We start from the raw sequence: 18,362 nt of genomic DNA on the forward strand, positions 1-18,362 counted from the left end.
GACGGTGCGGGCACGCTGGTCTGGAGCGGCACGACGGTGGTCTCGGGCGGCGCCTGGAGCCTCTCGGGCGTCGATCTCTCGGGGCTGCCGGACGGGCAGAGCTATGCGCTGACGGCGGACGTGAGCGATTCGGCGGGCAACCCGGCGGCGCAGGCGAGCCTGAGCTTCACCACGCTCGACAGTGACCCTCCCGCTGTGACGGTCGCCCAGGCCCGGATCACGTCTGGCGGCGACGATGCCGAAGAACGCGACACGGGCGAGATGTACATCACCAGCAGCGATCTTGAGCTGGCCGAGGATCGCTATGGCCCCCAGCACATCGGACTGCGGTTTCCCGACCTTTACATTCCCCAGGGCGCGATCATCACCACGGCCTGGGTGCAGTTCCGGACCGACGAGGTCAGTACGGGCTACGTCTCGCTGCAGATCTGGGGCGACACCTCCTTCAACGCTGCGGCTTTCGGAACCCAGGCCTTCGATATCTCGTCGCGCGCGGCGACGGACGCTCGTGTCAGCTGGGCGCCGGAGGACTGGAATACGGTCGGCGAGGTCGGTGAAGCGCAACGCACACCCGACCTTGCACCGATCCTTCAGGAAATCGTGGCGCAGGAGGGGTACGGCGGGTTGGCTGACGTTGTGTTGGTGCTAACCGGGATCGGGACACGGACCGCGGACAGCCGTGAGGGGACGTCTTCGAACGCGCCGCTTCTGCACTTCGAATACATCCTGCCCGATGCGGGCAACGCGCGCGTGGCCTTCGACGCGGTCCCGGACGCCGACGCGACGCCCAATGTCATCGAAGTGACCGCGGCACCGGGAACCGCGGTCGGCATCACAGCCGCGGCGACGGATGCCGATCCAGGCGACATCGTTACATACCATATCGAGGATGATCGGTTCGACATCGATCCCGTCACCGGCATGGTCACCCGCGCCTACGCCGGCACCATGGATTTCGGTCCTGCAGGTAGGATTCTCCTGACCGTCACCGCCGAGTCGACCGATGGCAGCAGCGATGCGCGTGTCTTCGCCATCACGCCAACATCCGACGTCGCCTTCATTCCAGATCCTGGGGGCTACGGCGTCGTCTCCCCCGACACGATGTCCGGGGCGGCAATCGGCATTACCGCTTTGGCTATCGACCCGACACCCGGCGATTCCGTCACCTATAGCGTCGACGACGCCCGGTTCGCCATCGATCCGGACACCGGAGTCATAACGCGCTCCGGCGTGGGCACGCTGGACGTCGCGGCGGAACCGATAATCACGCTCGAGGTAACGGCAACGTCGAGCGACGGCAGCACGGCCTTGGCCGGCTACGAGATCCGGGTCGAAGAGGAACTGATGCAGTTCGCGGTATTCGGCGACTACGGCGACAACGAGCCCTCCGGCGAAGTGGCCGTGGCGGCCTTGGTCGATTCCTGGAGCGTCGATTTCATTCTGACCACCGGTGACAACAATTACGGCGGTGTCCCCTATGACGAGGCAATCGGCCAGCACTACGCGGATTACATCGGCGATTATGTCGGCGCTTATGGGGCGGGCAGCGACATCAATCGCTTCTTCCCGGTCGTCGGCAACCACGAATACAGCGACGGTGACATCAACGACTATTTCGACTATTTTGTTTTGCCGGACAACGAACGCTATTTCGATTTCCAGGTCGGCGGCGTTCATTTCTTCGGGCTGAACAGCAATTTCCAAGAACCCGACGGAACTTCTCCGACAAGCCTGCAGGCGCAATGGTACGCGGAGGCTACCGCGGCTTCGAACGCGGCGTTCAACGTCACATACCTGCATCATCCTCCCTTCCTCTCCGATGGAAGTGGGTACCAGGACATGCGCTGGGATTACGAAGGCTATGGCGCTGATCTAGTGCTCGCCGGGCACAAACACATCTTCGATCTCTTCGAGATGGACGCCAACGGCGACGGAGTGAGCTTGCGGTATGTAACGACAGGTATCGGTGGCAACAACTACACGACGGAGCTGGGCGCCAACCGCATCACCGTTCACACGTCGGGCATGATGGTCGAATTCCTTACCTCCAACGGCGCGTTGCGCGACAGCTTTTTCATCGAGACACCTACGGACAACGGCCCGCTCGATCCAGGCGGCGACGACCTGATGATCGGCAGCGCGGAGGCGGATTACCTCTGGGGCCTGCGCGGCGACGACACGCTGAGCGGCGGGGCCGGGGATGACCTGCTGATCGGCGATCTGGGCGACGACCATTTCGTCTTTGCAACAGGTGGCGGGCATGACGTGGTCGCCGATTTCGTCGCGGGCGCGGGGTCGGAGGACCAGCTGGACCTAAGGGACTTCGGCATCGACAGCGCCAGTAGCTTTGCCGCGTTCGCTCTGGATGTCGGCAACAGTGTTGTCGCCTCTTTCGTCGACGGCACTCAGATCACGCTGGAAGAAGTGCAGGTCGCGCAATTGCACGACGACGATTTCGTGTCCCTCACGATCGCCTGATCTCCTTGCACGGCCCGGCCCCCGATGTCATTCCCGTGCCTCCAAGCATGTATGAGATGCTGCGGTCGCGGATCACACCGGGATCGGCTCCAAAAAATACTCGATCCGCGAGACACGGCAAAAATCCGCCTAAAAAGCTCTCTGCCATGATTTTGTCACATCTGGCTGCAAGGGTCTTGTAAAGCGCCTGGCACGAGCGCATTGCGAATGATTTCGGTGGGTTATCGCTCTGGCCGAAAGGGTGCCGGGGTACAACATGGGCAATAGCACAACCCTCAACAGTATATGATGTGCGGCGAAAATATTCTTGCACTAAATGTGGTAGTCAGCGCATAATAGTGGAAGCGGGGAATCGATTAGGCGGTTCAATGATCTCTGAGCGTTGGGCTGAATGGGGCCAGGCAGGTTTAGAGGAAATGATGAAAACCAAGGGCACATTGATCATAGGTCCTGTAGTGTCGACGGTTTCGGCGGTTCTTATGGCGATGTCCGGTGGATCGGTTCTCGCGGTAATCGTGCTGTTTCTGGTCAGCGGGCCGCTTGCATCGCTCCTCTTCGCGTTTTTCCTGCATCTTGGCACACCTTTGGGTGTCACGGATCACCGGTCGAACAAACCGTTCTTCAACGGTAAGCGCGACGCGGCGCAGGCGACGTCCGAGAACGTCAAGCGAAGCCTCTGAAGCGGCGTCTTTTCAGGAAACAGCTTGGCGACGCATCTTGCCTCTCACCGCGCGCCGGGGCATCGCATGTGAGCGCGCATTCGGAGGCGTGCAGTTGAGGTCAATGTCGAGCAGCTCGGCCCGAACAACGGTCGCCGGCGAAGGCGAGACTCAACTCGGCTGAGAGACAGACTGATTCTGTCAAGGATTCACTTTGGAATAACCGACTTTCTTTCTGGGAGAGTTTTTCCGGACAACTCGTCGTATCGTAGAATTCAAATCAGCGCCTATGGTCACGGAATGACCAGATTTGAAACGGAAAACACAAAATATTCAATATATGGTTGTTGTTGTTATTAGGAAGGTTCTTTTAGTTGTGTCCGAACGTTCACAGACTTCGGAAAGCCTTGCCGTGCCCAAACTAAATGCTAGCATCGTATGCTAGGGGAGTCTGTGCATGTTTTTTCGAGTTATTACATTGTTATCGGGGGCTGCTGGTGCGGTGATCGAGTATTCGATCGCGTGTCTGTCGTTCACCGGTTCCGTCATTGCTCCGGTCGTTTTCGAGCGGGATCCCTTTGTTTGTATCTGTGGGCGAATTACGAGGCTCTCTCCAAAAACAAGAAATCCGGAAAATCTTCGATCGACGTTCCGCGGCATGGTCGCGGTCATGGCCAATGGAGTGCTGCATATGCACAGGTCCTTTCGCCTCGGTCGAGATTCCGTTCTATCCGGCCGTTTTCCTCTATGACAGGGCAGAACGGCTGGAAGAGCATGAGGCACGGTTAAAAAAGCGAGACCTGGTCAGGGCAGTTGAAAAGGACAAAAAGCCCGCCCAATATTTTCGGGCGGACAATTCAAGATTGACTGTACTACGAGGAAATTATGGACAGTTCGAAGCATTCGACCAGAACCGTCAGCCCTGACCTCGCCCATCTCCTGCCGTCCACTCAAGGTGACGTGCCGTTGGGCGGCCTTGCCAAACGGCTCTTCGACATCGTCTTTTCGCTTGTCGCCCTGGCAAGCTTTCTGGTCCCGATGATCGTCATTGTGTTGGTCGTCCGGTCCCAGACCGGCGGACCGGCCTTTTTCGTGCATTGGCGCGTGGGCCACGGGGGTACGCGCATTCCATGCCTCAAGTTCCGGACCATGTATCCCGACGCCGAGCAGCGTCTTGAGGAACTCCTTGCCGCCGACTCCGACGCGCGTGAAGAGTTCCTGGCGACCCGCAAGTTGCGCAGCGACCCGCGCATCATTCCGGGCATCGGTACGTTCCTTCGGAAGTCGAGCCTCGACGAACTTCCGCAATTCATCAACGTGTTGCTGGGGCACATGAGCGTCGTGGGGCCCCGTCCGGTCACCGCCGAAGAGGTGCCGATGTACGGCCCCGTGGCGCCGAAGTACCTGCGCACGCGGCCGGGAATCACCGGTCTGTGGCAGGTCTCGGGCCGTAGCAACACGTCCTTCCAGGAGCGCGTGGACTTTGACCTAAGCTATGTCGATAACTGGTCTTTCTGGACTGATCTCCAGATCATTCTGAGGACGATCTTCGTACTATCGAAGGATTCGTGTTGAACGGGATCACCGGCAGGGCCGACCCGTCTTCGGCGCGGTGTCGGGCCTATCCAGGCACCTGTTCCGACCCGCAGTTTCCTCGGAGCGCCCCCGACGCCACGCGCCCAAGGTCGCGCGCCCGTCCATTACTATGCCGGGCACCACGCCCGAACAGAGATTCCATAGAAATGCGCGTATGTCATACAATCTGATTGATAGGAAACCCATCTGGGATCTGCTTCAGACCGATCACGAAGACGGCGAAGAGGTCCAGAGTTCCAGTCGCCCAATCAATGCCGGGATCAAAAGAAGCGATCTGCCGCGTCCCCGCGAGGAAACTCTTGGCGGGGTTCTGAGCGACGGTATTGCGAACATGTGGCGCTGGGTTGGAGTCATTCTTATTACAACGAGCATCGGCATCGGCATCGCGCTCTGGGCACTGCAAAACGTTACGCCGGTTTATCGTTCCTCGACGGAATTGCTCTTCGATTTCAGTCGTCAGGCCGTGGTCTCGGGCCTCCCGGCGGATGTTGTCGCTCCGACGGAGGTCGTCCTGAACACGGAAATGGAAGTCCTCAAGTCGTCTTCCTTCATCGAGTCGGTCGTGGAAGCACTCGACCTCATATCGGATCCGGAGTTCAATCCCTGGCAGCCCGATGCAAAGGGAAGACGCGCCAACGCCGATCCGGCTCCGTCCGCCGAAATCCAGAGCGCCGTGGTCGCGGAAAACCTGTCGAAGCGGGTCAGGGTGAAGTTGGTCCGAGACACCTACGTTTTTCAAATAACCGGGGAAAGCCAGAACCCGCAGAAGGCGGCCCTGATCGCCGACATGATGGCAAGGCTCTTCATTGCCAGTCGTGACAATCGGGGGCGGGACACCGTCGATGACGCCACGGCATGGCTCGATGACAGGATGCGCGAGCTCCGGCAAGAGACGCTCTCCGCAGAGCGCGAACTCAGCACGAAGATGCGGACGGCGCCGCGAAACGGCGAACAGGTGCTCGATTCCCTAATCGTCCAGATCCAGTCGATCCAGCAGCGACGCGATCGCCTGACGACAGAGATCGACGCGCTTGCGCGCTTGGCATTGACGCTGACGTCGATGATCGACAACGAAAGCGTCGCGATGGCGAGGGCCGAGCTTCAAGATTGGCTGTCAGAAGAGACCACCCGGGACGGGTCTGCCGAATTGGCCCGAATGATCCAACGGCTCTCCGCAGACACGGTGGCCGTCGCGGATATCCAAGCCGTCCACGCCGAGATCTTGTCCATTCTCAAAATGAAATCGTCCGAGCGCGACCGTCTCCATGCCGATTTGAACGCAGCCGAAGCCCAATACGACTCGATCTCCACAGAATGGCTCGAGTTGAAGGATCAGGAACGCACGGTATCGGCGCTGCAGGCCATCTACGCGGCCACGCTCGACCAGCAAAAGGCAAACGCGACGGAAAGGGTCATTCTGCCCTACCTGCCCGATGTGAACGTCATCTCCAAGGCCGAGCCGCCGACCGCGGTCAGCTTCCCGAACCGCAGCATGTTCCTCGGTCTCGGCGGGCTGTCGGGAGTGTTCGTGGGCGCGTTGCTTGCTGCGCTCCTCGCTGCCTCGTTTCCGGTCGTCCGCAACGAACGCGATATCGAACGGCTACCGAGTGTGTTCCTGGCGGGTACTCTCGCGCTGCACCGAAGACTCAATCTGCCAAAACTCCTGACCAAGGCCGGGCGGCCCGGCAGTCGCCTTTTCCGGGCTGTCCAGGAGATCCAGATATCGCTCTATGCCGAGACTCGGGCCACCCAGCAGAAGGCCTTTCTGTTCGTGGCGCCAAGCGGTCACCGCGTCCCGTTGTCCATGGCCTACCTCACGGCCCAGATGGAGGCACGCACCGGCAACCGTGTTCTGGTCTTCGAGTTCGGCCTCGACGACCCGGGTCTCGAGCCGGATGCGCCTGGCGCCACGATCGCGGACCTTCTCGATGAAAAGACCTTTGATCCCGCCGTCGTCATGGCGCGGAACGAAGACACCGGCATCGATATCCTGCGCGTGAAAGGCGAGATCGAGGGCAAGGAAGAAAAGCTGTTGTCGCTTTTGCAGAAGCGCCGCACCCAGCCTGCGTTCCGCGACTACAGCCTGATCAACGTGGTTTCGAAACCGCTGGACGAATCTCCCATCGGGTATTTCCTCGCCTGTTATGTGGATCTCGCGGTTCTGATCGTCGAGAAGAACCGCACGCGTCGGGAGGATGCGCAGGTGATCGTCGACAGGTTCCTGCGCAAAGGCGTCGGGCAGCTGGCCTCGGTGCTGGTAACCGCACGCGGTTGAGCCATGCAGGGCGGAGCCACATATGCAAAACCCGCACCGGGCAATGCGCTTCGAGGCGATGCGTCAGTACAGGCTCCGGCATTCACGCTGATCCTGCTAAGTCTCGTCACGGGTTTCGTCGTCGTGATTGAACCCGCTCCAACCGATATGTTCTTCGCCCTCGGCTTCGGACTGCTGGTAATCGTGGCGGGCAGCAGGCTCTACGTCCCCCGGTCCCTGTATCTCGTCTACGGATTGTTACTCGCCTATGTCGTGCTCAGCGTCATATCACTCTACCAGGCGCATGTCGTCACCTTCGGCCTGCGGTATTTTCTGATTACCCTCTACCTGCTGCTGATCCCGCCGGTGTTCGTGCATTTCAATGTGCTGTTCGGGCGTTCCGCGGCAGATCGCATGCAATGGGCCTTCATTCTCGGGGCAACCTTTTCGGCGATCGTCGGCCTGATGGCGCTGCTGCATGTCGCGCCGGGTCCGGCCACGCTGTATTTCAAATCCGACGATGGCCTCCGCCTGTCGCCGCTCTTCAAGGATCCAAATGTCTTCGGCCCCTACATGTCGGCGGCTGGCCTGCTGCTTGTCAGCCGCATGTGTTGCCAGAGCGCCAGGCGACGCTTCATGGGGTTTGCCCTCGCGGGCTTCATCCTTCTGATGATGTTCTTGGCCTTTTCCCGTGGGGCCTGGATCAACAGTGCAATCGCCGCGGCGACATTCGTATTTGGCATGCTGGTGTTCGGACGCTCGTGGCGACAGATCAAGTGGGTCCTGATCCTGCTGCTGATTGCAAGCGTCGCGATGTTGGTGGCCATGCCGTTGCTGCTCGATGAGCTTGGTCTGACCCAGTTCCTGGCCGATCGCGCCCGGTTGCAGGGCTACGACGACCACCGTTTCGAAAACTGGGAAAACGCCTTCGGCGTGATCGTCGCCGAGCCTCTGGGCATCGGCCCGGGTCACTATGTCGGCCGAAATGATTTTGCCCAAAGCGCCTTCGATCTGGCAACGCACAACCTCTACCTAAAGGTCGCCGTCGAAAACGGCTGGCTCAGCTTCCTGAGCTTCTTTGGCGCGATCGGCTGCATTTTGGCAATGCTGCTTGGGTCTTTCTTCAGACGCGATGCGCGGCTGCCGATCCGGATCATGATTTTCGCGATCATCCTCGGGCAACTCGCCAATAGCCTAGCGGTGGATTCGCTGCATTGGCGGCACCTGTTCGTCCTGCTTGGCTTCGCCTGCGGCGAGATCGCACTATTCCGGCGCGCTTGAGGCGCTTCAGCGGTTGCGGGACTGAAGCCGGTCCCGCAGCATCTTGACCTGCTCCTTGACACCCATCGCCACAAGCAATGCAATTAGCCGGTGGCGAAGGCGTGACCGGGCAAAGCGCAGCGCGTAGATCAACCCGTTGATCCGTCTTGTCCCGGGCCGCGAGTCAAGCAGCATCGCGATCTGCGCCAGATCCTCGGAATCGCGGCCCGCCATGCGCGACGCTTTCATGGCCGCGATCTGTGGCAGGCTGACAAAGCGCATGCCCCAGAAATGAAAGTGTTTCTCGGGGTCGTACATCAGGTCCCCGATCAAGGCGCCGTGCCTTTGCGTGTCGTGCCACTCGAACGCCTCCGACGGCGCACCGGACTCTGGTGCGAGGTAGTCGATATCCGACGGCGCACGCAGACCGAAAAGCCCCATCACCATCCCGCTGTCGATAACTGCGTCGTCCGGGCTTTGTCCCGCGTCGCGCAGGTATAACGCGAGGTCGAGCGCCATCGTCCGGACCTGCGGAAAACGGGCAGGCTGCGCATGTTCCAGCGCGAAGACGCTTTGTTGGTTGAAAAGCATGCGAGCCAGCATGACGGCCTCTTCATGCGTGTCCGTGATATGGATCGAATGCTTGCCGATCCCGAAAAGCGCGCGCACCCGATCCTTCTCGGCGATCAGGTCCATTCCGGGGGCGCGGTCGAACACCAGCGCACGCAACGGCTGGGTCCCGGCAAAGCAGGGAATGAGCTTTGCGTCGATCCCGGGGAAATCCTCCTCGGGCGTGCCCAGCCACGGCTCGTTCGCGTAGACATGCGCCAGCAGGTTCCGCGCACCGCGCGCCGACAGTTTTAGGTCCTTTCGGTAGGCAAAGCCGCCGAGTATATCCTCGACCGCACCCTCGCGCCGCCCGGCGGCCGGCCAAAGCAACGCGATCGCCGCCTGCGGCGCGTGGCGGACATAGGCGATGGCCGCAGCGTCGAGGTCTTCCTGCGTCATTCCCCGCGCCTGAAAAAACCGCCAATCATAGCGGACCGGATCCAGGCCGGTCTCGACCCCGGTCAGCCCCATCCCTAACTGCATGGCGGCGGCACATCTGTGTGCGCCGTTTAGGATCGACCCGTCGCTGGCAAGCGGTACTAGGCTTCGCTCGGGATCGAAGCCGTTTTCCTGCAGGTCCGCTAGGATCTCGTCAAAGCCGGTCACAAACGCGTCGAGATCAGTTTTTTGATCATTCCCGGGCTCAGACATCTCACCCAGCGAAAACGCTCGGATGTGCGACGAGTAAAGCCCGCGCAAAAATTCCGATCCGCCCACCTCGCGCCCGTCGAGATAGCCAAGCTTGAACGCCAGGTCGAAGCGATTGTGATGCAGACCGGGCGTGAAGCGCCGCAGGGCAAACCCCTCGCGTCGCTCCTTCATGCGGTCGAGGAGAAAGGGTTCAAGGCGGTCGGCCAACTGAGCCTTTGTAAGGCGCGCTCCGGTCATGTCGTCTCCGCTCGCCCGCCGTCGTGCCGCGCCAGTTCGGCAAGCCGGTCGGCGACCGTCGAAAATAGCTTGGCAGCGTCGAAATGTGCCTCGGCCCGTGCCCGCGCCGCCCTTTTCATGCCTGCACGGCGCTCCGGGTCGTCGATCAGCATGCGCAGCGCGGAAACATAGCCCCCGGGCTCCCCCGGGCGCACCAGAAGACCTGTTTCCCCGTCGACGATCTGGTCTGGAATCCCGCCGATGTCGCTCGCCACTGCCGGAAGGCCAGCGGCAGCGGCTTCGGCCAGGACCTGTGGCGACATGTCGAGCGCCGTCGGTAGACAGAATATGTCCATCCTCGGCAGGATTTTTCCGAACAGGTGTTCCTGCGGCAGGGGGCCATGCGCGGTCACGTGAGGACCCGACACACGTGCCGCCGGATCATGCGAGACGATGTGCAGGTGACAGGTTCCTGCGAGCGGTCCTTGCACCCACGATACGAGTTCCGGCCCGCCTTTCCGCTGAAAATCATTGCCGACAAAGACGATGTTGACAGGTCCATCGTGCGCGAGGGGCGGATGGAACAACGAAAGGTCGACTGCGGGTGGAATGATCGTGATCCGCTCCGAGGCGACCCCGCTATCGCCTTCGAGCGACCTTGCCGCCCAGTGGCTCATCGGGAATAGATGCCGCGCCGCGTGAAAAAGCGCGTTCTCACGTCGGCATTCCACCTCTGACCACAAGCGCCGTTCCTTCAACGCATTGATATTCTCGCGGGTGCAATCGAGCGCTGCCGTTACGGCAGGACCATCATTCGTCGCCCCCAGGGCAGCCGACGGCCAATGCGCGGCGAAATGCACGAGATCGGGGCGATGGCGCCGAACAGCCGCGCGAATATCTGCCCCTAGGTAGCCGCGATATGCCGTGATCGGGTCGAACCGCCGGATGACCTCGGTCCAGCCGCGCCCGTCATGGCGCTTGACCGGCAGAGTGCTCAGCGAATTCGGGCGGCGCCAGAGTACCGACAGCTCGATGTCATCGCGTGCACTCAGCACTGTTTCCAGCCGCCTGGAATAGGTCTTCCAACCCAAGATCCCGTTGGCCACGAAAAGCAGGCGCGGTCTCTCAGCCATCGGCGGAGGCCTCCCACCCTAGATCAGCGAAACAGGGGCCCTGCGTCGCTTCGGCAAAGCTCACGACGCCGCCTTCCCACTCCAGCAGTTGCACCGCGCCCGACGCATCGACCACCACGTCCCAGCACAGATACCGCGCGAAAGGTACCTTTCGGTGCATCGCCAGAACCGCCCCCGTGCAGGCGGCGATATTCTCGAGACGATGCCCCTCGAACGCCCTCCCGGTGTCCGGATGGGCGGTCATCGGCCGCCAATCGGCGAGGAATCCTTCGGTCGAGAGTGATCCGGTCGCCCAGTCCACCGGCACCCGCACCTGGCTAGCGGCAACGACATGTGTTTCGCGTGCGCGGCCAAGCTTGAGATAGGCCGTCCGGACCTCCGGCGTGCCGTCGGTCTGCAACACCGTGCCGATGCGCAGTGTCGCCAGCGCCCTGGTTCCGAACTCCGCGAAACTCTCGTGCGGCCGGATCAGAGGCTGAAGAACGCCATTGCCAAGCGCGCCAAGGTCGAGACCGTCAAGCTCTCGCACCTCGAGAAACCGGATCCCCTTCCCAAAAGCCGAATGATCTGGCTTGAAAACGAAACGTTCCGCGATCTCGCGCAGTTCGGCCGCGCGCATGGTCGTGCCGTCGGGCCGCATCATCCGGCCATTCACCACGAATGCTGCATCTGGTACCCATTCGGTTCCCAGCAATCGCGTGTTCGCGGCTCGGAACTCGGCCATTCGGTGATAAAGGCCATTGATCCGCGGGCGGACCTTCTCATGGTAATAGGTCTCCGGGAACCATCCCTCGCGAAACACCCTCTGGCATTCGGCGTAAAGCTGCAACCATTCCGCATGATGCTCCGAGCCCAGCACGTCGCGCGCATAGGCTTGGGCGTTCGCGGCGAACTTTGGATTGAGCCCGCCACGCGCCCGCCCAAGCGCCGCGAGGCCCGCCCGCGCTTCCGCCCGGCTACGGCGGGTTAGGCGCATCAGCTCAGCGCGGGCAATGCCCGCTTTCAATGCGGCCTTGAGATCGCGTGTCGTGTTCATACCGATGCCCTGGGCATGTTCCTGATCACGAAGCCAAGCATCACAATGTTCAAACCGGTCTGTGTCGCGGCCAGGGCAACCAGCGCCCAGGCTGCGCCGAATGCGCCAAGGTCGGGGATCATGACGACCGAGGCGACGCCCGCGACGGAAAAAACCGCAACAGCGGTCACCAGTCTGCGACGGAACGACTGGCTCGCATTGATCGCCGCCGCGAAGGGGGCTCCGGCGATGGAAATGGCGGTTCCCAGCATGATCAGGGTGAAAAGCTCGCCTTGGCGATATTCCTGTCCGAACACGAGCCCCAACAGCGGCTCTCCGATACTCCACGCGACGACCACCGCTACCACGCCAAGCCCGGTGGAGGTCAGCGCCAGCCGCTTCGCAAGGCTCATGTAGCCGGTACGATCACCGTTGCGGTAATGCCGCCGCAGCCGTGGCGCCGCGGCTCCGCCAATGGTGTTGGCGACCATGGACAGCGCCGAATGCACGTAGGCCAGCGCGCCGAAGACGCCGACCGTGGCCAAATCGGTATGCCATTCCAGCACGATCGGTGGCGCGCTGATCGCACCACGGGTCAGCCAGAGCGCGATACCGATGGGCATCACCCACCAGGCAAGCCGCAGGATTTTTCGCAGATCGACCTGGCGCAGCTCGGACATCCGGGTCCGCGCGCCGATCCGGTCAAGAAGCCTCCGATCGATTGCGAAATACCCGACCGCCATCATCACCGCCTCGGCCACTAGCGACAGGGGTAGGTTGCGCGTCGCCCAGAAGGCCACGAGGAACGCGACGAAGGCCGAAATCCCGCGTGCGCTGTTGGAAAACGCCTCGTAGTCCATCCGCTCCGCGCGCTGGAAAATGCCGTGGTTCAGGCTCATCTGCGCTCCGGCGGCCTTGACCAGCACGAACCCGAAGACCGTGACAACGACGAGCATCTGCGCATCGCGATAGAAAATCGCCACCACGAGCATTGTCAGCGCCGCCGCGACCGCGCTGCCGAGAAGCCGCAGCGCCACGTAGTCGACGCGAGTGAAATCGTCGAGATCGTCAACGGCGTGCACGTCGCGCATGCCCATGGAGGTCAAGAAGAAGAGCGGCGTCACGATGGACGACGCCAGCGTCAGTGCGCCGACATCCTCCGCTTTGCCAAGCTGCGCGACCGCAGCGAGAATCCCGAATTGCGTCAGTGCATAAACGATCCGACCCAGAAGGGCGAAGCTGATATTGCGCTTGAGAGACAAAGACATGCCGGGAAACCCCGATCCTTTACTTGGAAAGACGACGATCGTCAGCGCCTGCTGATGCACGCTCCCGCGTGCGCGTCGTTCCGAGGTTACGCACCGACCGAAATCACAAAACCCGCAAGACACGCTATGACCATTCGCAACCGAAGATCAAGTGGCGAGGGGGCGCCCGGGCGGCTGCGGGACAACGTGGCCGGGTCATGTCAGAGGAACTTTTCTTGAGGCGGGTTTTGTCAGAAGGATGGTCCTTGAGGCGGGGCAGGTCGCTGGTTAGCTTCCGGATATGACCAAACCCACCAAGTTCAAGGGTTTCCGCAGCAGCCCCGAAATCATCCGCCTCGCTGTGATGATGTATGTTCGTTTTCCGCTGTCGCTGCGGAACGTGGAGGATCTGCTGCATGAACGCGGCATCGACGTCAGCTACGAGGCAGTGCGGTTCTGGTGGCACCGGTTCGGGCCAATGTTCGCCGCGGAGATCCGCCGGAAACGCGCCGAGCGATTGCGCTCCTGGCCGCAAAGGCGATGGCACCTGGACGAGATGTTCGTGAAGATCAATGGCGAACGCCATTACTTGTGGCGGGCCGTCGATCACGAAGGCGAGGTGCTTGAAAGCTATGTCACTAAGACGAGGGATAGGAAGGCGGCGTTGAGGTTCCTAAGGAAATCAATGAAGCGTTATGGTCGACCGGCCGTCATCGTGACCGATAAACTCCGATCATATGGTGCAGCGTTGAGGGATATCGGCATGGCGGATCGGCAGGAAACGGGTCGCTGGCTCAACAACAGGGCGGAGAATTCCCACTTGCCATTCCGACGACGAGAACAGGCAATGCAGCGCTTCCGCCGGATGCGAAGTTTGCAGATGTTCGCCTCAGTCCACGCCTCGGTCTTCAACCATTTCAACTCGGAGCGCAGCCTCTCCTCCAGAGCCATCTTCAAGCAGAACCGCGCCGCCGCTCTCGCTGAGTGGCGCGGCCTTTGTGTGACATAAGGGACAGGTCTACTGTCCCTGTGGAGACTAGTTCGAATTAGCCTGCTAGCACCACCTGACCCACGGATTAGTGAAGCGAAGGTGCTGGACATGAAGCGTTCACCGACCATGCTTTACGGCATGAAAAGACGTGGATTTCTTATACTCTCTTGCGCGACGTTGGCTGCGCCGGCCGTACTGCGCGCGCAAGTCTTTGATTTGCGCACCGCCATCGAGGCGCTGCCGCAATTGCATTCCTTGCAGGTGCTTCGGAATGACGAACTCATCTTTGCCGAAGCGCCGCGTGGGCCGGGCCTGAACCGCTTTGCGAACATCAAGTCCTGCTCGAAGAGTATAGTGGCCTTGCTTTTGGGCGCAGCGATAGACAGAGACGAAGTCGCGTCGGTCAATATGCCCTTGGGTGAAGTGGCCCCGCGCCTTCTGCCGCGTGATGCAACTGACGGTGCGGCGGGGATCACGCTCGAGGATCTGGTGACGTTGCGCGCAGGGCTCGAACGGACCTCGGGCGCGAATTACGGCGGCTGGGTCAGTTCGCGCAACTGGCTTGCCGATGCACTGAGCCGCCCGATGGTGGCCGAGCCCGGAACGCGGATGCTCTATTCGACCGGGTCGACGCATATCCTTGGCGCGGTGCTGGCCGAGGCGACGGGTATGAGCTTACTTGCGCAAGCTCGGCAACGCCTTGGCGCGCCGCTCGGAATAGATATCCCGCCATGGACGAGCGATCCGCAGGGGTATTTCCTCGGTGGAAACGAAATGGCATTGCGACCATCTGCCATGCTGAAGATCGCGAAGCTCATGCGCGATGGTGGCGTCTTCAACGGCGAACAGGTGGTGTCGCGTGACTGGGTCGATGCGTCGATGGTCGTGCGTGCGAATTCTCCCTGGTCGGGAATGGGCTATGGTTACGGCTGGTTCCTGACGCGCTCCGGCTACGTCCTGGCGCGCGGCTACGGCGGACAAGTGATAGCGGCGCATCCGGGACGCAGGCTTGCAGTGGCGATTACGTCGGATCCGACGAGGCCGGCGCGCTCAGGCGGATATTTCGGTGACTTGCTGAACCTGCTTGAAGGCCCCATTCTGGAGGCCTGATGAAAGACCACAATTTCTGCGGCGCGCGGCGAAAGCCGTGAGGATTCCGCGATGCCAGTGATCTCTCTGCTTCGAGGCGCAAGCCAAGCGAGCGTGCCGCTATCAGCGGGAACTGAGTGAACGCCGAAATGTACCGTTTCCGGTCAGGGTTTCACGACGCGACGAAGATGATCCGGTCGATCTCGCCGCCTGGAAACCGATCGGTGCCGGCCGTCGGACACCGGGAAGTCTTGTCGCTTTTCATGCTGACAAAGGAGCGGCACCAAACCGCGGCAGGTCCAACGCTCCGAGACTGGCAGTTGTGCAGGGAACAGCTTTCTAAAAGACGCCGGACTTGTGTGCTCAGTCAGGCAGGATCGCGGCGCTCTTGTTCACTCCATGCCGTTCCAGAATGTCACCGACACGGCCCGCCTTCAGAGCGTGCGTGAGAAATTCGTAAAGGACCTCCGCGGCGGCCGGACGCGCTGCGGACGTCGCCATGGCCTGCCGGATCTCCATGAAGGGCGGTTGGAGAACGCGTGCGCCATCGCGGAGGGCGGCTTCGCCTTCCATGGCCTGGCGAATGCCCGCACGGTGCCAGTGACAGCCGAAAAAACGCCACAGACATGTCTGCGACCCCGAAGTTCGCTCGTCTAACTAACGGCGCCCAAAAATCGCCCCATTTGCGTGTGATCCTCAAAAAAATATGAGGATAGAGCAGATGCATTCAGTCTACTCAGCTGATCTTGAGAGGAACCGGATCGCTCGATCCGTGCAGCGCGTTCTCCTGAATGGGCTGGTATTCACTGCGTTGTTCGTGACGCTTGCGATACTTGGCTTGGCATTCGTTAACGCGCCACAAAGTCAGGCCTTTGCCCTAGACCTGCCGGGTCCGCCACAGACGATGAATTAGGAGACGAGGCTCTCCCTTCGGAGTCACACTTCCATGAAGTGAATACCCCTTGATGGCGTCACGGCGGGCCAATAAGGGGTTCTGGATATCCGAAGCACCCGACAGAACAGCCATGGCTTTCGGACAATTTGCAACGGTCTAGGTTAGGCTTAGGGACATGCCGTCGGGGCCTAACACATGCGCGAACAATCCACTTTGGACGCCATGTATTTACCGACCAAATGGACTCAAGACCTATCCCGAGACAGCTGTCAAAGCGGCTGTAGTTCGCCGTGACCCTGCATCTTCAGAAAACCTGTGTTACGATGCAACCTCTTCGTTTGCGGAGGGTGATATGGCCGAGTATGGATTGTTGCTTGATGGTGTTTCCGGCGGCACGAGCGATTGGGAATACACCTTGCATCACCTGACTAGTGGCCCGGGGTTATGGTGGTTTGCGGGTGGAGTGCTCGCTTTATCCTTGGTGTTTTGGTTCATGCGTTGACCCTCATAGCCGCCGAGTGAGCACTTTAGAGTGCCAGTCTTCAAAACTATCTGCAGAGCCTGGGACGTTGTTGACCCATGGGGCTGCGCCCTGCATGTTTGGGAGGCCAGTAGGAATAGAAGAAATGAATATTTTAGGCTTGGTTTCAGTTGTCTTGGTTGCCTGGTCTGGCCATGCCGCTTCGGCACAACAGGACATCGATAAGGGTAATGCCGCGTATGAAGCGGGGAATTATGCTACGGCGTTTCAAGAGTTCAAACCTTTGGCTGAGCAGGGCGACGCGAAGGCGCAACTTGCTCTTGGTGCCATTTACCTGAAAGGCCAAGGCGTTCCTCAGAATGAAGCTGAAGCTTTAAGGTGGTTCAAGCTTGCTGCCGATCAGGGACACGCATTCGGGCAGTACGCACTCGCGGTAATGTATCGCAACGGCTATGGAGTTCCACAGGACTATTCCGAAGCTTTAAAGTGGTTAAGACTAGCTGCAAAGCAGGGAGAAGCCGAGGCGCAGCTTGCTCTTGGGTCAATGTACGAAAAAGGTCAAGGCCTTCTACAGGACTTCGTACGTGCGCACATGTGGTACAATATTGCCGTGGCGAACGGTAGCGACGAAGCGGTTAGGCGAAGAGATGCCATGGCCAGAGCATTGCGGTCCGATGACATTTTCATAGCGCAAGGTACTGCTCGTAGATGTATGGAAAGCAATTATAAAAACTGCGGTTGGTGAAACAGCCTTCGAGTGCGATCCGTTAGAAATCCTTATGTAGCGGATCAGGGTGGATACAGTAATGAGCCCCCATTGGGTGGTCCAGGTTGATTGTTAATCCATGGTCGGTTTGGAGCTCACCCCGTTTCGGCTCCGGTCTTCATGCGACCTTTCGGGTTTCCTTCAGTTGGGCCGCAAAGTCGCTCGGCGTCAAGTTTCCGAGCGATGAGTGCGGCCTGGTTTCGGTGTAGCCAATTCTCCAGTTGTTGATACGAGCCCGAGCGTCGTCCGTGGACAGGAACCATGAACCTTCACCGAGGTCTTCGAAGCCATCGGTGCAATCTGTGATCTCTAAGACCCAAAAACCATTCAAGACATTGATATAATAAGGTATATTGTCAGAATTCCTCCCGAGGTTCCCGTCGCTCAGCTCCCCAAAAACAGACCAAAGCCCCTGCACGGAGATAGGGTTCGCCGTGATTGACCACGGCGTGTACGGTGCATGCGATCTTGGCCGCGATCGCGGTGTAGGCCCAGCCGCGCAGATGCGCGTTGTGTCGATCCTTGGAGATGTAGCGCTCGAACTTGTTGCGGAAGCTATTGGTGCGTTTGAGAACCGCGATCTGGCCGGATATCCACAAGGTTCGGCGTCGCCGCGCGCGCCCTCTCGGACAGCAGGCTGTCGTCGGCAAAGGACCACACCCAGACATGGGTATCGAGCAGAACCGCGCTCACGCGCCGCCTTCCCAGGCCTCCAGCATGTCCTCGGGTTCGGGCTCCAGGAAGTCGGGCAGCGGGCCGAACCGGCCTTTGCACATCCCCAGCCGGAACCCCGATTGCGCCACCGGGACCAGCCGCACCACCGGTTTCGAGCCCTTGGCGATCACGACCTCTTCGCCCGCCAGCGCGGCGTCGATCAGCCTGGACAATTGCGTTTTCGCGGTGTGGACAGAGAATTGCATGGGGCGCCTCGTGGATATGGCCAAGTTAGAGCGTCGTCCATTTAATCTGCAACATATCCGGCAGCCTTGAAGAGGTTTCTGCACTCGTTTGGCGGGAAGAGA

The 18,362-nt window shown here is 60.3% G+C and carries 16 protein-coding genes and 1 pseudogene; 9 read left to right on the forward strand and 8 right to left on the reverse strand.

The window, feature by feature from the left end; genetic code table 11:
• From RXV88_RS21525 to RXV88_RS21545, 5 genes are all read left to right on the forward strand, one after another.
• Positions 1-2,478 (forward strand): metallophosphoesterase (locus RXV88_RS21525; protein ID WP_316295615.1); only part of this gene is annotated, 2,478 nt, incomplete at its 5' end.
• Positions 2,479-2,846: 368 nt separating this feature from the next.
• Entirely contained in the window at positions 2,847-3,158 is a 312-nt protein-coding gene (locus RXV88_RS21530; RefSeq protein WP_316295617.1) for a hypothetical protein, read from the forward strand.
• An 864-nt stretch (positions 3,159-4,022) separates the two neighbouring features.
• Complete coding sequence (locus RXV88_RS21535; protein ID WP_316295619.1) at positions 4,023-4,712, forward strand: sugar transferase; 690 nt, start codon at positions 4,023-4,025, stop codon at positions 4,710-4,712.
• A gap of 175 nt (positions 4,713-4,887) precedes the next feature.
• Positions 4,888-7,008 carry a hypothetical protein gene (locus tag RXV88_RS21540; protein ID WP_316295621.1) on the forward strand — a complete coding sequence of 707 codons (2,121 nt, stop codon included), beginning with the start codon at positions 4,888-4,890 and terminating at the stop codon, positions 7,006-7,008.
• 3 nt (positions 7,009-7,011) lie between these two features.
• On the forward strand, positions 7,012-8,268 hold the full coding sequence (locus RXV88_RS21545) for an O-antigen ligase family protein (RefSeq protein WP_316295623.1): 1,257 nt from the start codon (positions 7,012-7,014) through the stop codon (positions 8,266-8,268).
• 6 nt (positions 8,269-8,274) lie between these two features.
• Here the strand turns inward: RXV88_RS21545 and RXV88_RS21550 are convergent, their stop codons facing one another.
• From RXV88_RS21550 to RXV88_RS21565, 4 genes are all read right to left on the reverse strand, one after another.
• Positions 8,275-9,678, reverse strand: a complete 1,404-nt coding sequence (locus RXV88_RS21550; protein WP_316295625.1) for a hypothetical protein — start codon at positions 9,676-9,678, stop codon at positions 8,275-8,277.
• Positions 9,679-9,740: 62 nt separating this feature from the next.
• On the reverse strand, positions 9,741-10,856 hold the full coding sequence (locus RXV88_RS21555) for a glycosyltransferase family 4 protein (RefSeq protein WP_316295626.1): 1,116 nt from the start codon (positions 10,854-10,856) through the stop codon (positions 9,741-9,743).
• Positions 10,849-11,892, reverse strand: a complete 1,044-nt coding sequence (locus RXV88_RS21560) for a sugar-transfer associated ATP-grasp domain-containing protein (RefSeq protein WP_316295628.1) — start codon at positions 11,890-11,892, stop codon at positions 10,849-10,851. Before RXV88_RS21560 ends, RXV88_RS21555 begins: the two co-directional genes overlap by 8 nt.
• Positions 11,889-13,199, reverse strand: coding sequence for a lipopolysaccharide biosynthesis protein (locus RXV88_RS21565; protein WP_316295630.1), 1,311 nt, complete (start codon positions 13,197-13,199; stop codon positions 11,889-11,891). The genes RXV88_RS21560 and RXV88_RS21565 overlap by 4 nt, the downstream gene beginning before the upstream one ends.
• A 220-nt stretch (positions 13,200-13,419) precedes the next feature.
• Between RXV88_RS21565 and RXV88_RS21570 the strand changes: the two genes are divergently transcribed.
• Both RXV88_RS21570 and RXV88_RS21575 read left to right on the forward strand, forming a co-directional pair.
• Positions 13,420-14,127 carry an IS6 family transposase gene (locus RXV88_RS21570; RefSeq protein WP_316295633.1) on the forward strand — a complete coding sequence of 236 codons (708 nt, stop codon included), beginning with the start codon at positions 13,420-13,422 and terminating at the stop codon, positions 14,125-14,127.
• Positions 14,128-14,217: 90 nt separating this feature from the next.
• Positions 14,218-15,219: a serine hydrolase gene (locus RXV88_RS21575; RefSeq protein ID WP_316295634.1), complete on the forward strand. Its 1,002-nt coding sequence runs from the start codon at positions 14,218-14,220 to the stop codon at positions 15,217-15,219.
• A gap of 342 nt (positions 15,220-15,561) precedes the next feature.
• On the opposite strand, the gene RXV88_RS21580 is transcribed toward RXV88_RS21575, so the two are convergent.
• On the reverse strand, positions 15,562-15,771 hold the full coding sequence (locus tag RXV88_RS21580; RefSeq protein WP_316295636.1) for a hypothetical protein: 210 nt from the start codon (positions 15,769-15,771) through the stop codon (positions 15,562-15,564).
• A 674-nt stretch (positions 15,772-16,445) separates the two neighbouring features.
• Between RXV88_RS21580 and RXV88_RS21585 the strand changes: the two genes are divergently transcribed.
• Together RXV88_RS21585 and RXV88_RS21590 are read left to right on the forward strand one after the other, a co-directional pair.
• Positions 16,446-16,595 carry a hypothetical protein gene (locus RXV88_RS21585; protein WP_316295638.1) on the forward strand — a complete coding sequence of 50 codons (150 nt, stop codon included), beginning with the start codon at positions 16,446-16,448 and terminating at the stop codon, positions 16,593-16,595.
• Positions 16,596-16,719: 124 nt separating this feature from the next.
• The gene (locus tag RXV88_RS21590; protein ID WP_316295641.1) at positions 16,720-17,319 is read left to right on the forward strand and encodes a tetratricopeptide repeat protein; all 600 of its coding nucleotides are present in this window, start codon (positions 16,720-16,722) and stop codon (positions 17,317-17,319) included.
• Between the two features lie 139 nt (positions 17,320-17,458).
• Here the strand turns inward: RXV88_RS21590 and RXV88_RS21595 are convergent, their stop codons facing one another.
• The 3 genes and pseudogenes from RXV88_RS21595 to RXV88_RS21605 form a co-directional block, all read right to left on the reverse strand.
• Complete coding sequence (locus RXV88_RS21595) at positions 17,459-17,758, reverse strand: integrase core domain-containing protein (RefSeq protein ID WP_316295643.1); 300 nt, start codon at positions 17,756-17,758, stop codon at positions 17,459-17,461.
• A pseudogene (locus tag RXV88_RS21600) lies at positions 17,697-17,963 on the reverse strand (hypothetical protein); the annotation flags it as partial. The gene RXV88_RS21595 and the pseudogene RXV88_RS21600, both read right to left, overlap by 62 nt.
• A 66-nt stretch (positions 17,964-18,029) precedes the next feature.
• Positions 18,030-18,260, reverse strand: a complete 231-nt coding sequence (locus tag RXV88_RS21605; protein WP_316295645.1) for a type II toxin-antitoxin system prevent-host-death family antitoxin — start codon at positions 18,258-18,260, stop codon at positions 18,030-18,032.
• Positions 18,261-18,362: the final 102 nt, after the last annotated feature.

Origin of the sequence: Aestuariicoccus sp. MJ-SS9 (assembly GCF_032586235.1) — a bacterium.
Taxonomy (GTDB): Bacteria; Pseudomonadota; Alphaproteobacteria; order Rhodobacterales; family Rhodobacteraceae; genus Aestuariicoccus.